Source organism: Dactylosporangium sp. McL0621 (genome assembly GCF_049995355.1).
Taxonomy (GTDB): Bacteria; Actinomycetota; Actinomycetes; order Mycobacteriales; family Micromonosporaceae; genus Dactylosporangium.
This window is the reverse complement of the sequence record NZ_CP188259.1, coordinates 4,410,574-4,427,057: the sequence shown is the minus strand read 5'-3', so window position 1 is coordinate 4,427,057 and position 16,484 is coordinate 4,410,574. Positions and strand designations below refer to the sequence as shown.

The 16,484-nt window shown below is 72.8% G+C and carries 18 protein-coding genes; 6 read left to right on the top strand and 12 right to left on the bottom strand.

Annotated elements, in window-relative coordinates; all coding sequences use genetic code 11:
• Nucleotides 1-15 precede the first annotated feature (15 nt).
• Nucleotides 16-585, bottom strand: a complete 570-nt coding sequence (locus tag ACPPVO_RS21060) for a DUF5994 family protein (RefSeq protein ID WP_426512910.1) — start codon at nt 583-585, stop codon at nt 16-18.
• A 653-nt stretch (nt 586-1,238) separates the two neighbouring features.
• Between ACPPVO_RS21060 and ACPPVO_RS21055 the strand changes: the two genes are divergently transcribed.
• The gene (locus ACPPVO_RS21055) at nt 1,239-1,982 is read left to right on the top strand and encodes a GAF and ANTAR domain-containing protein (protein ID WP_426512909.1); all 744 of its coding nucleotides are present in this window, start codon (nt 1,239-1,241) and stop codon (nt 1,980-1,982) included.
• Between the two features lie 84 nt (nt 1,983-2,066).
• Nucleotides 2,067-2,813 (top strand): GAF and ANTAR domain-containing protein, encoded by a 747-nt coding sequence (locus tag ACPPVO_RS21050; RefSeq protein ID WP_426512908.1) that lies wholly within the window; start codon nt 2,067-2,069, stop codon nt 2,811-2,813.
• Between the two features lie 104 nt (nt 2,814-2,917).
• On the opposite strand, the gene ACPPVO_RS21045 is transcribed toward ACPPVO_RS21050, so the two are convergent.
• The 3 genes from ACPPVO_RS21045 to ACPPVO_RS21035 all read right to left on the bottom strand — a co-directional run bounded on the left by ACPPVO_RS21045 (nt 2,918) and on the right by ACPPVO_RS21035 (nt 5,727).
• Nucleotides 2,918-3,808, bottom strand: coding sequence for a sigma-70 family RNA polymerase sigma factor (locus ACPPVO_RS21045; RefSeq protein WP_426512907.1), 891 nt, complete (start codon nt 3,806-3,808; stop codon nt 2,918-2,920).
• A 288-nt stretch (nt 3,809-4,096) separates the two neighbouring features.
• A complete protein-coding gene (locus tag ACPPVO_RS21040; RefSeq protein WP_426512906.1) occupies nt 4,097-4,744 on the bottom strand; it encodes a hypothetical protein in 648 nt (215 codons plus the stop codon).
• Nucleotides 4,741-5,727, bottom strand: coding sequence for an MBL fold metallo-hydrolase (locus ACPPVO_RS21035; RefSeq protein ID WP_426512905.1), 987 nt, complete (start codon nt 5,725-5,727; stop codon nt 4,741-4,743). Before ACPPVO_RS21035 ends, ACPPVO_RS21040 begins: the two co-directional genes overlap by 4 nt.
• 71 nt (nt 5,728-5,798) lie before the next feature.
• Here ACPPVO_RS21035 and ACPPVO_RS21030 point away from each other — a divergent pair, with 71 nt between their 5' ends.
• Both ACPPVO_RS21030 and ACPPVO_RS21025 read left to right on the top strand, forming a co-directional pair.
• Entirely contained in the window at nt 5,799-6,704 is a 906-nt protein-coding gene (locus ACPPVO_RS21030; protein WP_426512904.1) for a helix-turn-helix domain-containing protein, read from the top strand.
• A gap of 372 nt (nt 6,705-7,076) precedes the next feature.
• On the top strand, nt 7,077-7,232 hold the full coding sequence (locus ACPPVO_RS21025) for a hypothetical protein (RefSeq protein WP_426512903.1): 156 nt from the start codon (nt 7,077-7,079) through the stop codon (nt 7,230-7,232).
• Nucleotides 7,233-7,245: 13 nt separating this feature from the next.
• Here ACPPVO_RS21025 and ACPPVO_RS21020 read toward each other — a convergent pair whose 3' ends face one another.
• The 7 genes from ACPPVO_RS21020 to ACPPVO_RS20990 form a co-directional block, all read right to left on the bottom strand.
• Nucleotides 7,246-7,887 carry a response regulator gene (locus tag ACPPVO_RS21020; protein WP_426512902.1) on the bottom strand — a complete coding sequence of 214 codons (642 nt, stop codon included), beginning with the start codon at nt 7,885-7,887 and terminating at the stop codon, nt 7,246-7,248.
• Complete coding sequence (locus ACPPVO_RS21015) at nt 7,884-9,035, bottom strand: sensor histidine kinase (RefSeq protein ID WP_426512901.1); 1,152 nt, start codon at nt 9,033-9,035, stop codon at nt 7,884-7,886. Before ACPPVO_RS21015 ends, ACPPVO_RS21020 begins: the two co-directional genes overlap by 4 nt.
• A 16-nt stretch (nt 9,036-9,051) precedes the next feature.
• Nucleotides 9,052-10,011, bottom strand: coding sequence for an ABC transporter permease subunit (locus ACPPVO_RS21010; protein ID WP_426512900.1), 960 nt, complete (start codon nt 10,009-10,011; stop codon nt 9,052-9,054).
• Nucleotides 10,008-10,736, bottom strand: a complete 729-nt coding sequence (locus ACPPVO_RS21005; protein WP_426512899.1) for an ABC transporter ATP-binding protein — start codon at nt 10,734-10,736, stop codon at nt 10,008-10,010. Before ACPPVO_RS21005 ends, ACPPVO_RS21010 begins: the two co-directional genes overlap by 4 nt.
• 123 nt (nt 10,737-10,859) lie before the next feature.
• Nucleotides 10,860-11,873 (bottom strand): hypothetical protein, encoded by a 1,014-nt coding sequence (locus ACPPVO_RS21000; protein WP_426512898.1) that lies wholly within the window; start codon nt 11,871-11,873, stop codon nt 10,860-10,862.
• A gap of 288 nt (nt 11,874-12,161) precedes the next feature.
• Nucleotides 12,162-13,349, bottom strand: a complete 1,188-nt coding sequence (locus ACPPVO_RS20995) for a SpoIIE family protein phosphatase (protein WP_426512897.1) — start codon at nt 13,347-13,349, stop codon at nt 12,162-12,164.
• A 71-nt stretch (nt 13,350-13,420) separates the two neighbouring features.
• Nucleotides 13,421-13,585: a hypothetical protein gene (locus ACPPVO_RS20990; protein WP_426512896.1), complete on the bottom strand. Its 165-nt coding sequence runs from the start codon at nt 13,583-13,585 to the stop codon at nt 13,421-13,423.
• A 251-nt stretch (nt 13,586-13,836) separates the two neighbouring features.
• Here ACPPVO_RS20990 and ACPPVO_RS20985 point away from each other — a divergent pair, with 251 nt between their 5' ends.
• The gene (locus ACPPVO_RS20985) at nt 13,837-14,340 is read left to right on the top strand and encodes an ATP-binding protein (RefSeq protein WP_426512895.1); all 504 of its coding nucleotides are present in this window, start codon (nt 13,837-13,839) and stop codon (nt 14,338-14,340) included.
• Nucleotides 14,341-14,553: 213 nt separating this feature from the next.
• On the opposite strand, the gene ACPPVO_RS20980 is transcribed toward ACPPVO_RS20985, so the two are convergent.
• Complete coding sequence (locus ACPPVO_RS20980) at nt 14,554-15,873, bottom strand: diaminopimelate decarboxylase family protein (protein WP_426512894.1); 1,320 nt, start codon at nt 15,871-15,873, stop codon at nt 14,554-14,556.
• A 162-nt stretch (nt 15,874-16,035) separates the two neighbouring features.
• Here ACPPVO_RS20980 and ACPPVO_RS20975 point away from each other — a divergent pair, with 162 nt between their 5' ends.
• Complete coding sequence (locus ACPPVO_RS20975; protein WP_426512893.1) at nt 16,036-16,479, top strand: hypothetical protein; 444 nt, start codon at nt 16,036-16,038, stop codon at nt 16,477-16,479.
• Nucleotides 16,480-16,484: the final 5 nt, after the last annotated feature.

Below are 16,484 nucleotides of genomic sequence, written 5' to 3'. Positions count from 1 at the left end.
CTCTCGCTTGGCTCCTCAGCTGGAGGCGGCGAGCGGATGAGGGCTGATCGGCGGCTGCTCGAACGCTTCGACCGGGTGACCCCCCTCGTTGTCCCACATCGGTATCGGGTCGGCATCGTCAGCTGCCGCGACGTCGGACGTGGGCATGGCGGTGAGGATGGCCGGCGCCCCCATGGTGTTGGCCGGGTCGGACGCGCACGCCATCACGGCGCGGGCTGCCGCCTCGGCCGTGCCGGGCGGCACGACGAGCACGTCGACCCGGTGGCCCCGATCGGTCGTCGCGATCAACAGCGCTGGGTCGAGGCTGGCGAACCAGCCGACGCGCACTACCTGTGGACCCACCGCCAGCCGGCGGAATCGGCTCTGCCAGGCGAGGCCATTGAGCATGATCTGGCGGACCGGGCCGTAGCGGGCGGACAGGGCCAGCACAAGACCGGGCAGTTCGGCCACCGGGTCCCACGAGCGCGGCCACCACGCCCCGTCCAGGACCGTGCGGCCGCCCGACGCCGGCGCCAGCGCTACCCGGGGCGTCGACGGCGGTAATGGCGCCACAACCGTGGCGCGTTGGACTGTGGTGGTGGGCATAGCAACCGTCCTTGGGTTGGGCTGGTGGCCGGAGCGTGGAGGTGGTCGGTGTGTTTACCCTGCCGGCTCGTCCGGCGGGGCGGCCGGCCTGTTCGGCTCAGCGGTCGGGGAACGGCCACCGTTACCGTGCCGGCGGCTCAACATCCGTAGCTGGAACCACCACCGCGCGGCGGTCCGGGAACTGTCGGCGGCGCCCGCGCTCCTCGCGCCGGCCTGCTGGCGGCTGCCTGGTGTCGGGGCCCGTCGAACCGACCTCGTGCGGAGGCGACGCTCCACCGGCGACGGACTGTCAGCCACCGGGGTCTGGGGTGACAATGTCACCTTACGCCTGATCGCATGCGATTACCCGCGCCGATATCACCACATACAGCGACGTACGACGGCGTGGAGGGCACTGCAGCGTCGATCTGCTCCTGTCGACCGGGCATGCGGAGACCAGCCTGTCCGGCTCGCAACGGCCCGTCGGGCCCGCGCCGCCGGGCCGTAGCGGGGGCGTAGGGTCGAAGGTGACCAGCCGCCGAGGAGTCGGGCGCGTTCGATCCGGACCCTGTCCTGCGCTGCCGCCCGTCGCGGCCGCACGAAACCGTTCGGGTATCGGAGGCGGCTCCTATGACCGCATCGTTGGCACGCGGACGTCCGGTTCGGACAGTCCGGTGAGCTCCGCCCGGCGGATGCGGCTCTGGCGGATGATCGCCGCGCAGGCGGGACCGCGGCCAGTGGCCCTCGAGCATGTCTGTGCCTCGGCGATTGCCGCGACCCGAACGGACGGAGCGGCCGTTGCCGTCGCGCTCGTGGCCAGCCCGCGTGAGACGTTGTACAGCAGTAGCCGGATCGCCTCGGAGGCGGAGGACCTCAGTTTGTCCGTCGGCGAAGGACCGTGCATCGACGCCCTCAGCGGCGCTCCGGCTCTGGCCCCTGATCTGCGCTCCAGCCAAAGCCTGGCGCGGTGGCCCGTCTTCGCACCCGCAGCCGTGCAGGCCGGCATCCACGCGGTCTTCGCGCTGCCGTTGCGGATAGGCGCGGTCCGCCTCGGAGTCTTGGACCTCTACCGAACCGAACCAGGTGAGCTGCATCGGGATCGGCTGCTCGATGCGCTGGTCCTGGCGGACACGGCCTGCGCGGTCCTGCTCGACACGGCCGAGCATGACCTGCCGGGGCCTGCCTCTGAGCCGATCGGCCTGCAACATCCTGAGGTACACCAGGCCACAGGCATGGTCAGCGTCCAGCTGGGGGTGACGGTGGCCCTTGCCTCGGCCCGGCTTCGGGCCCACGCGTACGCTCATGAACGGCGTCTGCAGGACGTTGCCCGTGACGTGGTCGCGCGCCGGCTGCGGTTCCATCGCGATGACACGGCCCACGGCAGTCGATTCGAAGGCGATGGACCCGATGAGGATTGACTGCTCATGTCGACCGTTCGCGGTCGGTTCGACACCGTATCGGGCCGAGAGCCGACGGCTCTATGCTTGACGAGGATGCGTGAGATGGCCAAGACCGCGCTAGCCGATGTCCTCGTCGAGATGGCGGACACGCTCGTCGACGACTTCGACGTGATCGATTTCCTGCACGTGCTGACCGAACGATGCGTGCAGTTGCTGGAGGTCTCGGCCGCCGGCATCCTGCTCACCGATCAGCTGGACACCCTGCAGCTCGTCGCGGCCTCGTCGGAGCGGACGCGACTGCTGGAGCTGTTCCAGCTGCAGACGGACCAGGGACCATGCGTCGACTGCTTCAAGACCGGACAGCCGGTGTCGGTGCCGGACATCCGTTCCGCAAGCCGCTGGCCCCGATTCACCGCCGCCGCGGCCGAGGTCGGGTTCGTCTCGGTTCATGCGCTGCCGATGCGCCTGCGCGCACAGGTCATCGGGGCGTTGAACCTCTTCGGCGTCGAACCGGGCGCGCTGGACGACGACCGGTTGCGGGCCGGAAAGGCCCTCGCCGACATCGCCACCATCGGGCTGCTCCAACAACGCGCCATCCGCCAGGGCGATATCGTCACCCTCCAACTACAAACGGCGCTGAACAGCCGGGTCGTGATCGAGCAGGCAAAGGGCGTCCTCGCCGAGCGCCTCCGGGTGGACCTCGACCAGGCGTTCACCCTGCTCCGTCACACCGCCCGCGACCGCAACCGTCGCCTCTCCGACCTCGCACAAGCCGTCGTCGATGGTACCGAACAGCTCCCCCGCCCAAGCCGAAACCCGCTCGCTGACGCCAGCGGTGAGCGACCGTAGTTCATCGCCACTTCATACCGAACGGCTGTCGCCGCGTCGCTGCGCGGCGCCCTGCCCTGCCGTGGCCCCGCGCACACGCTGCACGCGGCTGGCCGCAGTCCAGATCATGCCCGGGCGCTGACGGTCACCGGGGCGTCGGACGGGGCCGCGATGCCGGCCCGGAGCTGGTGCAGGGAGTGCCGCAGCAGGCGCGAGACATGCATCTGCGAGATACCCAGCTCGCCCGCGATGGACGCCTGAGTCATCTCGTCGGTGAACCGCATGGCCAGGATGCGCCGCTCGCGGGCGGGCAGGGCCGCGACGAGCCGGCCGAGCTGTCCGTGCGAAAGCCGCTCGTCCACGCCGGCGAACCGCGGGTCGACGACCCCCACCAGGTCGTTGAGTTCGATGCCGTCGCTGGCGGCCAGGCCCGCGTCGAGGGACTTGAGCCGGTACACGTGCGAGGCGCCGATCGCCTCGGTGAGCCTGGAGATGTTGACGTCCAAGTGTGTGGCCAGTTCGGCCAGCGTAGGGGTACGACCGCGCAGCTGTTCGAGGTCGCCGGTCGCTGTCCGCAGCTCGACCGTGAGCTGCTGGGTGGCACGCGGCACCCGCATGACCCACATGGTGTCCCGGAAGTGTCGCTTGAGTGCGCCGACGATGGTCGGAACCGCGTAGGCGACGAAGGACCCGGGCCGCGTGGTGTCGTATCCGTCGGCGGCCTTGACCAAAGCCAGGGCGGCGACCTGGACGAGGTCCTCGATGCGTTCTCCGCGTCCGGCATAACGGCACGCCAGCCGCCTGGCCAGCGGCAGCATTCCGACGATCGCCTGGGTGCGCAGTGATACCCGGACCGGATCGCCGACGGGAAGGCGATCACGGGCGCGTAGCAGCCGCTCGGTCGCCAGCGACGCGTCGGCCGAATGGGTTCGTCGGGTGAGCGCGGTGGTGGGTGTTACGAGACGTATCCCCGGCGAAGGGATCGTGGAGGGGACATCGGCAGGGATGCTCGACATGCGACAACCTCGGTCGGTGGGCGCTCGTCCATCGCGGATGGACCGCCGGCCACCGGGGTCCGGAGCAGCGTGGCCTACCCTACGCCTGTCCGGCCCGACCACACACGCCACGCCGGACAGGCGAGCGCGTCGAATGTTCGGCCTTCAGATGCACAATCCTGTCCGAGAGGCCCGCACCAGGTCCGCCTACCTCGTCGTCGAGGGCGGCGGACCTGGTGCCGCTGGCTGAGTCGCGACCGTCCCGACGGCCACGACGAGCCAGCGACTGGTCATCGTTCCTGACGAGGCTCAGCGCAGATCCAGCCGGGCAGTGAGCAGGTTGGGGTCGGTCTGGGTGTTGTACGCGGCACTCGCCACCCAGACGCGATTGCCGTGTACCGCGACAGCGGTCGGGCCCTGCAGCCCGTCCGCCGCGGTCAGCACGGTCCTCGCCGCGCGGCCGGGCGCCACCAGCGCAACCGTGTTCGGCTGGTTCAGGGCGGCGAGCACAGTGTCGCCCTGACCGGTGAGGGAGGCGCTGCCGGCGGCGTACAACGCGTACAGCACGCCAGAGCCTGACCGGACGAGACCGGTAGCGAGCGGGAAGTGCAGCACCGGTGTGTGCGCTCCCTCCTCCTCGGTCGGGGCGGGCAGCGTTGCCAGCACTCGTGTACGGCCGGTGGTGTCGACGCGGGCAAGCTGCCGGCTGGCAGCGAAAGTCACCACGACGCTGCCGCCGGGCTCGTCGACGATGTTCTCTGGCAGCTGGCCCTGCCCGAGGTCGAAGTGGGCGATCAGCGCCGGGCCGGACAGCGGCGGGCTGGCGGCGTACCCGGCCGCAACAGAGCCCGTCGTGACCGTCAACGCGACGACGAGCACGCCCGACGCGATGCGAATGGTCTTGAGCATGGATGCAGTCCCTTCGGCGATCAAGGCGCTGGGGCGGGGCCGGATCATCCGGTGACCGTGCTGGTCCGAATCGGCTCCCAACCGTCGATGGCCGGACGGCCATCACGGCGGGTGATCCGGGGCGCGCCGGTACCTCGGAAGTGCGCCGGCAGGATCAGGGAACGGCGGTCGGCCGCGTCTGCAAGGAAGCGTTCACGGGTGGCGGAGGCGCGCGCCGGGTCCTCACAGAAGCAGCTCGCGAGGTGCGGCTGGGACACCTGCAGCGGGCTGTGCAGCAGGTCTCCGGCAAACAGCGCGGACTCCTCCGCCGACTGCAGCGTCACCACGGCGGAGCCGGGGGTGTGCCCCGCGGCGAGGCACAGGGTGAGCGAGGCGTCGATGCGATGACGCTCGCCGTCCCACACTTGCAGCTGCCCGGCCGCGGCTACCGGGGCCACGCTGTCCTCGAAAGCGTTCTGATTGCCCCGCCCGAAGCCCGGGACGTGCGGACCCTGCGGGTCCCAGAACTCGTAGTCCGCCCGATGGACGTAGTACGTCGCGTTCGGGAACGTCGGCACCCAGTCGCGTCCGTCCAGTCGGGTGTTCCAGCCCACATGATCGAGGTGGAGGTGCGTGTTGACGACGACGTCCACGTCCGCAACGGCCACACCGAGCGCGGCCAGCCGTTCGATGTAGTCGCTGGAGTACCTGGACCACACCGGCACGTACGGACGTTCCTTGTCGTTGCCGAGCCCGGTGTCGATGAGCACCACCTTGCCCTCGCTGCGCACCACCCAGGTCTGCACGGCGGTACGCACCTGACCGTCGGGCCCCACGAAATCCGGCACCAGCCAATCGCTCGCCTCCTGCCACAGCGCCGGGTCCGAGCCGGGAAAGAACTCCCCTGTGCTGAGCCCTACCGGCGCGGAGAACTCGACGAGGCGGGCTACCCGCGCGTCACCGACCTGCAACTCATCCATCTGTCCACTGCCTCCGATCCGGCCGCCGCGGCGCGCGGCGACGGCTCCGAGGCTGCCCGGCTCGTCAGGCAACGGCCACGCCCCGCCGTGGCTATCCCTGCCCGGGGTTGGCTCCCACAGGCGTTGTGTCACACACTCGGGGAGTGAGTGATCCAGGACCCCTCGGCGCCTTCCTGGCCAGCCGACGCGCGCAACTGCAGCCGCCGGATGTCGGGCTGCTCACCTACGGTGAGCGCCGCAGGGTGCCCGGGCTCCGGCGGGAGGAGGTCGCGCAGCTCGCCGGGGTCGGATTCTCGTACTACTCACGGCTGGAGCAGGGACAGTCGCTCAACGCCTCCCCTGAGGTCCTCGACGCGATCGCCCGGGCGTTGTACCTCACCGAAACGGAGCGGCGTCATCTCCATGCGCTCGCCCGGCCGCCGCGGCCGGCGCCGGCACCGTCCCGCGGCGCGCCGGAGCGTGTGACCGAGGAGACACTGCACCTGCTCGCCGCGATCGGCGACGCACCGGCCCTGGTGCTCGGCCGCCGCAACGACGTGCTGGCCTGGAACCGGTGCGGCCATGCCTTCTTTGCCGGTCATCTACCGGTCGAGGCGCCGGGCCACGCCGGAAGCCGCCCGAACATGACGAGCCTGGTGTTCCTCGACCAGCACCTGCGCGACCTGTACGTCGACTGGCCCACCAAGGCGCGAGCAGTCGTCGGCAATCTCCGTCTTCTGATCGGGCAGGACCCGCAAGACCCGGCCCTGCGCAACCTCGTGGGCACGCTGTCGATCGAGAGCGCCGAGTTCGCGCAGCTATGGGCCGACCACCGCGTCCGCGACTGCGACATCGCCGACTACACCATGCGCCACCCGCTCGTCGGCGAGCTCACCGTCACCCAGCAGACCCTGCCCGTCCCGCTCGCGCCCGGCCAGCGCCTCGTCGTCGCGACCGCGGCCATCGGCAGCGACGCTGCGGTGAGCCTGTCTCTGCTCGCGCACCTCGTATCCAACCCGCCCGAGCGCCCGGTCGCTCCGGACAAGATGGCCGGCCGTGGCCGGGGTTGAACGGCCGATGGACGGCGTTACCCACGGCGCCAGACCCGGAGCGCGGATGAGCGATCGCCGCCCTCCGGACACCCGCCAGCTCGAGATCGGTCGTGAGCTGCCGTACGCGACCGGCTCTCCTGCGCCGGGACGGGTCGAGGTCCGCCGGCCGAAGCGACCTGGCTGCTGATCCGACGGCGGCCGTCCCGGTGCTGGTTCACTTCTTGCGACGAGCGGCTGGAGTGGTCCTGGGACACACGGACCGGCCCGCCGGCCTGACCCTCACCCGGCAGAACCTCCCCGTGCTGGACCGCGGACCGGACGGCTACGCCCCGGCCGACGCCGCCCGCGGGGGCTACATTCTCGCCGATACCGCCGGCGTCACCCCCGGACGTGATCCTGGTCGCCACCGGCTCCGAGGTGCAGATCGCGCTCGACGCGCGGGAGCTTCTGGCCGGCGACGGTATCGCGGCCCGGCGGCGTGCAGCAGCAGGCCACCCCGACGACCGGCGGGCACCGGCCACACCACGCCGTCCCTGTATCCAATGACGTCGGCGCAGCACTACACGAGCCGCGCCTGATACGCGGCGATCACCGCCTGGACCCGATCGCGCAGTCCGAGCTTGGCAAAGATGTGCCCGACGTGGGTCTTCACCGTCGCCTCGCCGAGCACCAGATGGGCCGCGATCTCGGCGTTGGACAGCCCCTGGCCGATGAGGGTGAGCACCTCGCGTTCCCGGGCGGTGAGCTGGTCGACGCCGCCGGCCCGCGCACGGCCAGGGGCCGCGCGGTTGTGCCGGGCGACCAGCCTGGTGGTAATGGCCGGGGCCAGCAGCACGTCGCCGGTCAGCACATGCCGGACGGCCGAGACCAGCCGCTCGGGCGGTACGTCCTTGAGCAGGAAGCCGCTCGCCCCGGCCTGCAGGGCCGCGTAGACGTACTGGTCGAGGTCGAAGGTGGTCAACATCAGGATCTTCCACGGCGCCGAGCCGGCCAGCAGTTCCCGGGCCGCGCTCAGGCCGTCGGTGCCCGGCATGCGGATGTCAAGCAGGGCGACGTCGGGCCGTTCCCGGCGTACCACCTCGACTCCCGCGGCGCCGTCGGCCGCATCGGCGACGACCGTGATGTCCGGCGCCGCGTTGAGGATGATGCCGAGGCCCGTGCGCACCAGCGGGTCGTCGTCGACGATCACGACACGGATCACGACTGCCCCGTGGGCCGCAGGGGCAGCGCGGCCCGGATCGCGTACGGCCGGCCCGGCCCATCGCTGATCGTGACCGTCCCGCCGTAGAGACCGACCCGCTCGCGGATGCCGATGAGCCCGCGGCCGTCGGCGGCCGCAACCTCGGCCCCGCCGTGGGGCGCCGGCGCGGTGTCCGCGATGTCCAGCGCGAGCCGGTCGGCGTGGAACCCGACGGTCACCGTGGTGCCCGCCCGGGTGGAGTGCCGCAGCGAGTTGGTGAGGGACTCCTGGACGATGCGGTACGCGGTCAGCTCGACACCCGGCGGCAGGTCCCGCGGTACACCTTCGACCCGGTAGGTGACCGGCAGGCCCGCGTCGGTGACGGCGGCGACGAGCGCGGGCAGCGCGGCGAGGCCGGGCTGCGGGTGCGGGCCGGCGTCGTCGTCGCCACTCGCGAGCAGGCTCAGCAGGCCGCGCAGCTCGGCCAGTGCGTCGCGACCGCCGGCCTCGACGGTCCGCAGTTGCTCGACGGCTCGGCCGGGCTCGCCGGGCAGCAACGTCCGGGCCGCGCCGGCCGCGATCACCATGACGCTGACCCGGTGCGTCACGACGTCGTGCAGCTCACGGGCGATCCGAGCGCGTTCGTCGCGCACGGCGTCGGCGTAGGCCGTGTCGCGCTCGTGGGCGGTGCGGGCCGCCTCGGCCCGCCACGCCTGCGCGGTGCGGGCCCGGGAGCGCACCGCGGCGCCGGCGAACCAGGCGGCGCCGAGAATCAGGAACGGCACTGCGAGCTGCGGTACGGGCAACCGGCTGCTCCGGGCGAACGGCGCGACCGCGGCGGCGAGCAGCAGCGGGCCGGGCCACGAAGGCCGGGCGTGGACGGCGGCGCTGTAGCAGGCCAGCACCAGGCAGGCCACCGTCACCAGCACGAGGCTGTCGGAGATCGGGCCCCAGAACGCCACGACGGTCCCGAGGCCGACCGTGGCGCACACCGCGGTCGGCCAGCCACGCCGCCATGCCGTCGCCGCCGCAGCGGCGAGGACCCCGAACGGGAAGGGATCGGTTCCAACGGCGCCCAGCACGGCCGCGACGACGAGCAGCACGCCGGCGGTGCTCGCGTCCGGCGGCGCGGACCCCGCCCGGCGGATCAGCCTCGCCAGTCGTGCCATCGCCGCGAGCATAGACTCAGCCGACCCGCCGTACGACCCGGATCGCCGCCATCGCCAGCAGGACCGCGGCGGCGGCGCCGAAGACTGCGGCGTCGAGCGCCTGCAGCTGCCAGAAGCGATCGGCCGGCACGAACCAGTCGACCTGCTGCACGCCGTGCGTGGCGAGGCACTCGCCGAGCCCGCCCTTGCCCGGCGGGACGGCGGCGCACCACTGCCGGATCTGGCCGTCGGGGACCGGCTGCCCGTCCGGGCCGGCGGTGCCGGTCAGGTCGAGCCGCCAATCCTGCCGGGCGACCGTGGCCGGACGGGCGGCGCCGATCGGGTACACGACCCGGACCGGCGACAGCAGCCGGTAGCGCAGCTGCTCCCAGCCGAGGCGCAGCGGTACGAAGACCGCCAGCGTGGCGACCATCGCGGGCAAGCTCCGGCGGGCGTAGGTGCCGGCCAGTACGCCCACCGCAAACGCGAACACCGCGAACACCGCCGGCCCCACCCCCAGCAGCCCGACCCAGTTGCGCTGCACCGGGCTGACGGCACCGGCCCGGAAGTACGGCTCCAGGAACCAGCGGTCGAGCGCGCCGACGGCCAGGCCCGCCGCGAGGCAGCCGGTGCCCAGCAGCGCCACCTTGGTCCACAGCCAGCGCCGCCGGCTGACCGCCTGCGTCCAGGCGAGGCGGTGCGTGCCGTGCTCGACCTCGCCGGCGACCAGCGGCGCGCCCCAGAACAGGCCGGCGAGCACCGGCGCGAACGTGAGGTACGGGAAGGCGTCGAGCAGGCCCGGGTACTGCTGTCGCAGCCCGCCGATGAGGTTGCCGCAGCCCTCCGCCGGCTGGGCCAGACACACGGCGAGCCCGCTGTCGCGCAGATACGTCATCAACGCACCACGCATCCCCAGGAAAGCGGCCGCGACCACCACGGCCACGGCCGCCGCGGCGAGCAGATGCAGACGGTGCTGCCGCCAGGCCATCCAGATCATGCCGCACCCCCGCCGCCGAGCACGGACAGCACGAAGGCCTCGAGGCCCTGCCCGGCGGGCACGAGCTCCGCGATCGCCCCGGCCCGCACCACCGTGCCGTCCTTGACGATCAGCAGGTGGTCGCAGGCCCGGTCCAGCTCGGCCACGTCGTGCGACGAGTGCAGCACGGTGATCCCCTGCGTGCGGGCCTCGTCGGCGATGCCGTCGAGAAACGCCCGGCGGGCCACCGGGTCCAGCGCGGCGGCAGGCTCGTCCAGCAGCAGCAGGCGTGGCCGTTTGGCCAGGGCGAGCGTGAGGGCCACCTGCGCCTGCGCGCCGCCGGACAACGTGTCCGCGCGCCGGCGCGGGTCGATGCCAAGCCCGGTGAGCCGGCCCGCGGCGTAGCGCTGGTCCCACCGGGCGTTCAGTGCGGCGCCCATGCGTAACAGCTCACCGACCCGGAACCGGCGGTACAGCGGCTTGTCCTGGGCCACGAACCCGACATCGCCGCGCGCGGTCGCGGCGACCGGCGACCGGCCGAGGACAGTCACCCGACCCGCGTCGGGTCGCGCCAGCCCGACCGCCAGGTGCAGCAGGGTCGTCTTGCCGGCCCCGTTGGGCCCGACGAGGGCCACCACGCTGTTCGCCGGGACGCGCACCGTCGCCGCCGACAGTGCCCACCGGCGCCCGTACCGCTTGCCGGCGTCGCAGGTCGCCAGCACCGCCGCTTCGTCATCCAGATCCATGCCGGCGACGCTACGAACCCCGCGGGGCGGCCGCGTCCGGCCCGGGTGGGAACTCCGTCCATCCGTGGGCGGATCTGCCCGCCGGCCTCCCCCGGCGGGCGGATACGACGACGAACCGCCGCCCTAGCCGAGGTCGATCGGGAAGTCCTGGGCCGCGGGCGCCTTCGCCCAGTTCGACGGGTACCGCACGTCGCGCTGGACGGCCTCGACCGTGCCGCTCGGCGCAATGTGCAGGGTCGCGGTGCGCAGCGAGTCGGGAACGTCGAACATCACGGGCGTCGCGGACGAGTAGGTACCCCCGAAGGTGGTTGTCGAGTCCTTGCCGGCGCGGGCCCGGATCTGCTGGCCGCCCGGCAGCACGAGGGTGTAGGTCGACGAGTTCTGGATGTCGAAGAACACGCCCAGGGTGCCGCCCTTGGTGTACCCGTCGAAGCCGTCGGAGGTCGCGGTCACGCCGAGAATCAGCCAGGCCCGGCCCGGTTTGGCCCAGCCGACCCCGGGCGCCCACGCCTCGAAGACCATCCGCCCCGCGCTGATCTTCACGTTGACCTGCACCGTCGCGCCGCCACGGGTGACCGTGCCCGTGCCTGCATAGCCGACGCTCGGGCGGTTGATGTCGCCGTGATACAGCACCGCACTGCCGGCGTGGACGGTCGCGCCCGTGCGCAGGTCCATCTGCTGGGTGATGCCCTGGTCGGTCAGCTCCAGGCGCACCGGCACGCCGTCGGCCGCGCTGACCAGGAAGATGGTGCCGATAGTGGGGCGGGGCGTCAGCAACTGCCGACGGTCGCCGACGACCAGGCGGACCTCCGCCTTGTCGGTGCCGCCCTCCATCATCGGGTCCTTGCTCCAGGAGCCGTTCATGCTCTGCGGACCGGTGTCGAGCTGAGCGACGACCAGCCGATGACCGGGCGCGGCCACCAGCGCCCGGTTGGCCGTGTCCTCATCGCTGACCCGCAGGTGCTCGTGCTCCAGCGGCTCGAGCCGGTCGGTGACCCGGGTCCGCTTCAGCTTCAGCTGCATGAACGGGCTGCGCAGCACGCCGTCGGCCGGCTGAGTCCCGCTGAGGTCCACGCCGCCGCCGTTGAGCGACTGGGCGTAATCGGCCGGCATCGCGAACGGCGGCCCGGTCGGCACCGTACTCGCCCCCGCGCTCGCGCTCGCATCGCCCGCGCCGCCACTCGACCCGGCCGTCGGTGCGGCAGCGGATCCACAGCCCGCGGCCAGCAACACCACGACAGAAAACACAGCAGCGAAGCGCACGCATGGAATGTACTCGATACCGCGCTGCTGACCGCCCGGGAAGCGACGCATCAGCGTTCTACGAGAGGAACGGCTTCAGGCCGGCCGGACGGATGGCGGTGTACATCCGCCCATGAGTACGGCGTGCCGAAGCCTCAGGTCTCGTGGCGTCCGTCGCCCGGTTCAGGCCGCGTCCGGTGGCGCCTCGTCGTTGGCGTGTCGTGGTCGCACGGACAGGGCCATGAGGGCAACGTCGTCGTCCAGACCATCGCCCAGGGTGGCCAGCAGTTCCACGAGGCGGCCGATGAGGTCCGTGGCGCTGCCGGCGGGCTGCCCGGTGGCGAAGGTCCGCAGGGCGCTGGGGCCGAAGCGGGTACGGCGGCCGGTTCGGGCCTCCGTCAGGCCGTCGGTGTACAGCAGGAGCGTGTCGCCCGGCTCGAGCCGGACGGTCCGGCTGGCGAAGCGGGCGTCGGGGAGCATGCCGACCACGGTGCCGCCGGGGGTGGGCTGGTATTCGGCGGTGCCGTCGGCGCGGATGAGCAGGGCGGGCGGATGGCCGCCGCTGGCCAGGGTGGCGGTGTAGCCGGTCCCGGTTGCGGTGAGGATGCCGAAGATGGCGGTGCAGTACCGGTGGGCGCTGCTGAGGTAGTCCTGGTACAGCACCTGGTTGAGGTTGGCCAGCGCCACCGCCGGGGTCGGGTCGTAGACCGCCGCCGCTCGCAGGGTGTAGCGCGCGGCGGCGGTGACCGCGGCCGCGTCGACGCCTTTGCCGCAGACGTCGCCGAGGAAGAACTCCCAGCGGCCGTCGGCGAGCGGGACGAGGTCGTAGAAGTCGCCGCCGACCTCGTCGGCGGAGGCCATGTGGTAGTACGCGGCGGTGTCCATGCCCGGCGGCGTGGGCAGGGCGGCCGGCAGCAGGCTGCGCTGCAGGTCCGCAACGAGCCGGCGGAGACGTTCCCGGTCGCGGTCGGCCTCCTGCCGGGCCCGCAGCAGTTCCTGCTCGTAGGCGCGGCGGTCGCGGGCGTCGAAGATGGTGGTGCGGATCAGCAGCGGCTGGCCTTCGGCGCCGGTCTTGACGGTCGAGGTGGCCAGGACCGGGAGCCGGCCGCCGTCGGCGGTGCGCAGCTCCAGGGCGATGCCGCGGATCTCGCCCTGCAGGTGCAGCAGCGGCGCGTAGTGCGTCTCGTGGTAGAGCCGGCCGCCGACGGTGAGCAGGTCGCTGAACCGGCGCCGGCCGACGAGGTCGTCGCGGTGGTAGCCGAGCCAGCCGAGCAGGGTGGCGTTGACCTTGGCGATGGTGCCATCGAGCAGCGTCGAGAGGTAGCCGCACGGCGCGTTGTCGTAGAGATCGTCCGTGTTGTCCTCCAGCATCGCCGTGAACGTGGCGTCCGGCGACGGGGAAGCCGGCTCGCATGCCGTCGGGGTGGTTCCGTCCGCCTCGCTCACAGGAGCGTGCCGGCGAACACCGCGACGGCGTGAGCGGTGGCCGGCGGGGGGCTGACCAGCGCGGAGTGGCCGGTCGCGTCGGTGGCGCGCGGCCCGACGAGGGCCGGCGTGCTGAACGTGGCGAGATCGGCCCCGTTATCGGAACCCGTCGTGGCCGCCATCACCACCGGACCGGCGGGGCGACCGCGAACGCGAACGCGATGTGATGCTGGGTACGCAGGTCCATCCGGCCATCCTCGCAGCATTACCGCCCGGCGTCACCAGCAGATGATCAGCCGCCCGCGATCCGACGCACGATGATGTGGCCATGCCTCCGGCCCTCGCCGTTGCCGTACACCGCCACGGCCCGTATGCGTGGCGGCCGATGATCCGGGTACCCCTACCAGCACAGCGAGCAGCGGAAGGGAGTGCCGTGGACGCCGAGCCCGACCTACCGGACACCCACCAGCAGGCCCATCCCTCGGACACGGCCGGCCGGTCTGCGCCGCGGGCGCGGCGCTCGGGTCGTTCGGCACGCTGGCAGCCGCAGCTCAGCACCGACATCGCGGGGACCGCAGCGGCCCGCACCTGGGTCCGGGAGGCCCTGCCCGGCCTGCTCGATCACCCGGCCGGCGCGGACCTCGCCGGCGACGTGGAGCTCCTGCTCAGCGAGCTGTGCACCAATGCGGTCCGGCACGGCGGCGGCCTCGAAGGGGTACACCTGGACTGCACCTCCACCACGCTGCGGGTCACCGTCCACGACGCCGGCGCGGGCGCCCTCGTCATCCGCAACAGCGGTGCCGAGCTCGACCACGGCCGGGGCCTTATCCTGGTCGAGGCGATCGCGGCGGGGTGGGGCGTCCAACTACACCCGGACGACGGCAAAGACGTCTGGTTCGAAGTCAACCTCACCGGCGCCGGCCGAGCCCCGCACTGATCCCCCCGCCGGCGGCCCGCCGCCACCGGCACGCCCGGCAGCGCCGGCGGTGGCGCTCAGGCGGCGCGCAGACTGATCAGCCGTGCAGGCATCCGCTGGCCCGAGCCGCGTCGGAGGTTCGGCGACCACCACCTCGCCGTCTCAGCCGAGGACGAAATACTGCTTCGTCACACGTGCCGCCGCCGATGCCACGACCAGCGTGCGCCGCAGGGCTCATCGAAGGTCGCGGGCGAGCAGGTCGTCGAGGGACTCGCGGCGGACCAGCACCCGGGCCCGGCCGTCGGCGGCAGCGAGCAGGGCGGGGCGCGCGACGAGGTGGAAGTTGCTCGCCAGGGCGTGGTGGTAGGCGCCGGTACCGGCGACGGCGAGCAGGTCGCCCGGGTGGACGTCGGACGGCAGCTCGGCATCGGGGACGACCACGTCGTCGGTGTCGTTGTGCCGCCCGACCACGGTTGCCGGGCCGACGTCGGCGCGGGCGGCGCGGCCGATGAGCACCGCGCTGTGCCGGCTGCCGCACAGCGCGGTGGCCGGGCAGTCGGACATGCCGCCGTCGACGGCCACGAGCCGCTCGCCGCCCTGCGTGCGGGCGATGGCCAGCACGCGGTAGACGGTGACGCCCGCGCGGGCGACGACGGCGCGGCCGGGCGAGACGGTCAGTCGCGGGGCGGGCAGGCGGTGCCGGCCGGCCTCGAGGTGCAGCACTGCGCGCATTCGGGTGGCGAACGCGTCGAGGGCCAGGTCGAGTTCGGCCGGGCGGTAGGCGACGGCGTGCCCGCCGCCGAGGTTGAGCTGCTCGAAGCCGGCGCCGTGCGCACGGTGCATCGCGGCGGCGAACTCGCACAGCCGGCCGATCTCGCGCTCGTAGCGGCCGAAGCGGTTGAGCTGGTGGCCGATCGAGCAGTCGAACCCGGCCAGCCGCAGCCGGGGCTGGGCCGCGATCCGGGCGACGGCCGCCGCGGCCTCCCCGCCGGCGACGCGCAGGCCGAAGCGGCGATCGTGGCCGCCGGCGGGCTCCGGCCCGGCCAGCACCCGCAGCAGCACCCGCTGGCCTTCCGGAGCGGCCGCGGCGAGCCGGGTGATCTCTCCCAGCGACTCCACCACGATGGTGCCGACGCCGGCGCGGTACGCGGCTTCGAGGTCCTCGGGGGCCTTCGCGCTGCCGTAGAGCGTCACGCGGGTCATGTCGAAGCCGGCGAGCTCGGCGACGCGGACCTCGCCGGCCGAGCCCGCGTACAGCGCCAGCCCTTCCTCGGCGACCCAACGGGCGACCTCGCAGCTGAGCAGCGCCTTGGCGGTGTAGGCGACAGCATCGGGACCGAACGCCGCGGCGTAGGCGCGGCACCGGTCCCGGACCGCGGCCTCGTCCACGACGTAGCCGGGAGTGCCGTGCTCGGCGGCGAGCGCGGCGAGGCTGACGCCGCCGACCTGCAGATCCCCGTCGGCGCCCCAGCGAGCGGTCGGCGGCCAGACACCGGCGTCGAGATGGGCAGGCAGCGACGAGCGCAGGGACGGCATGATGTGGGTGAGCGTCATGCCGGCAACGGTGGCACCGCCCCGCTGCCCCGCCAAGGGTCCTGACACAATCTCTACGCCGAAACGGTTGCGCCGTCAGGATTTCGTGAAGATCTGGGCGCGGGCATATGGATTCCGTCAGGACCGGTAGGCAAGGCGGCGGCCCGGTGGCACCGTGCGGGCGTGCCCTACCGTGCCTTCCTCTCCCCCGCCGCCCGGCTGCTGCTCGACGAGGCGGCCGACGCCCGGCCGCTGTGGATCGTGCTGCAGGACGGGGCAGCGACGCGTTCGCATTCGGCGCTGGACCACGCCCTGCGGCTCGTCGTGGACCCGGGGCCGCCCGCCGGCGTCGTGCCGGGGCGCGTCAACGGCGAGATCCGTGACGGGCGGCGGGTGCTGCGCACGGCGGACCGGGACGTTCCGGCGGCCGTCGTCGGCGTGCTGCTCGCCGCCCGCGACCACACGGGAGTGGTGCCGCGGCTGTCTTGCCCCTGGCCCGAACGGCACCTCGTCGCGGAGCTGGCCGGGCTGGCCAACCCGGCGGTCCTGTCGGTCCCGAGGCTGCGGCTGATGCTACGCCGCGCCGAGCCGGACGCGGCCCGGCGGCCGGTGGTGCACGTCTGGTGAGCCCG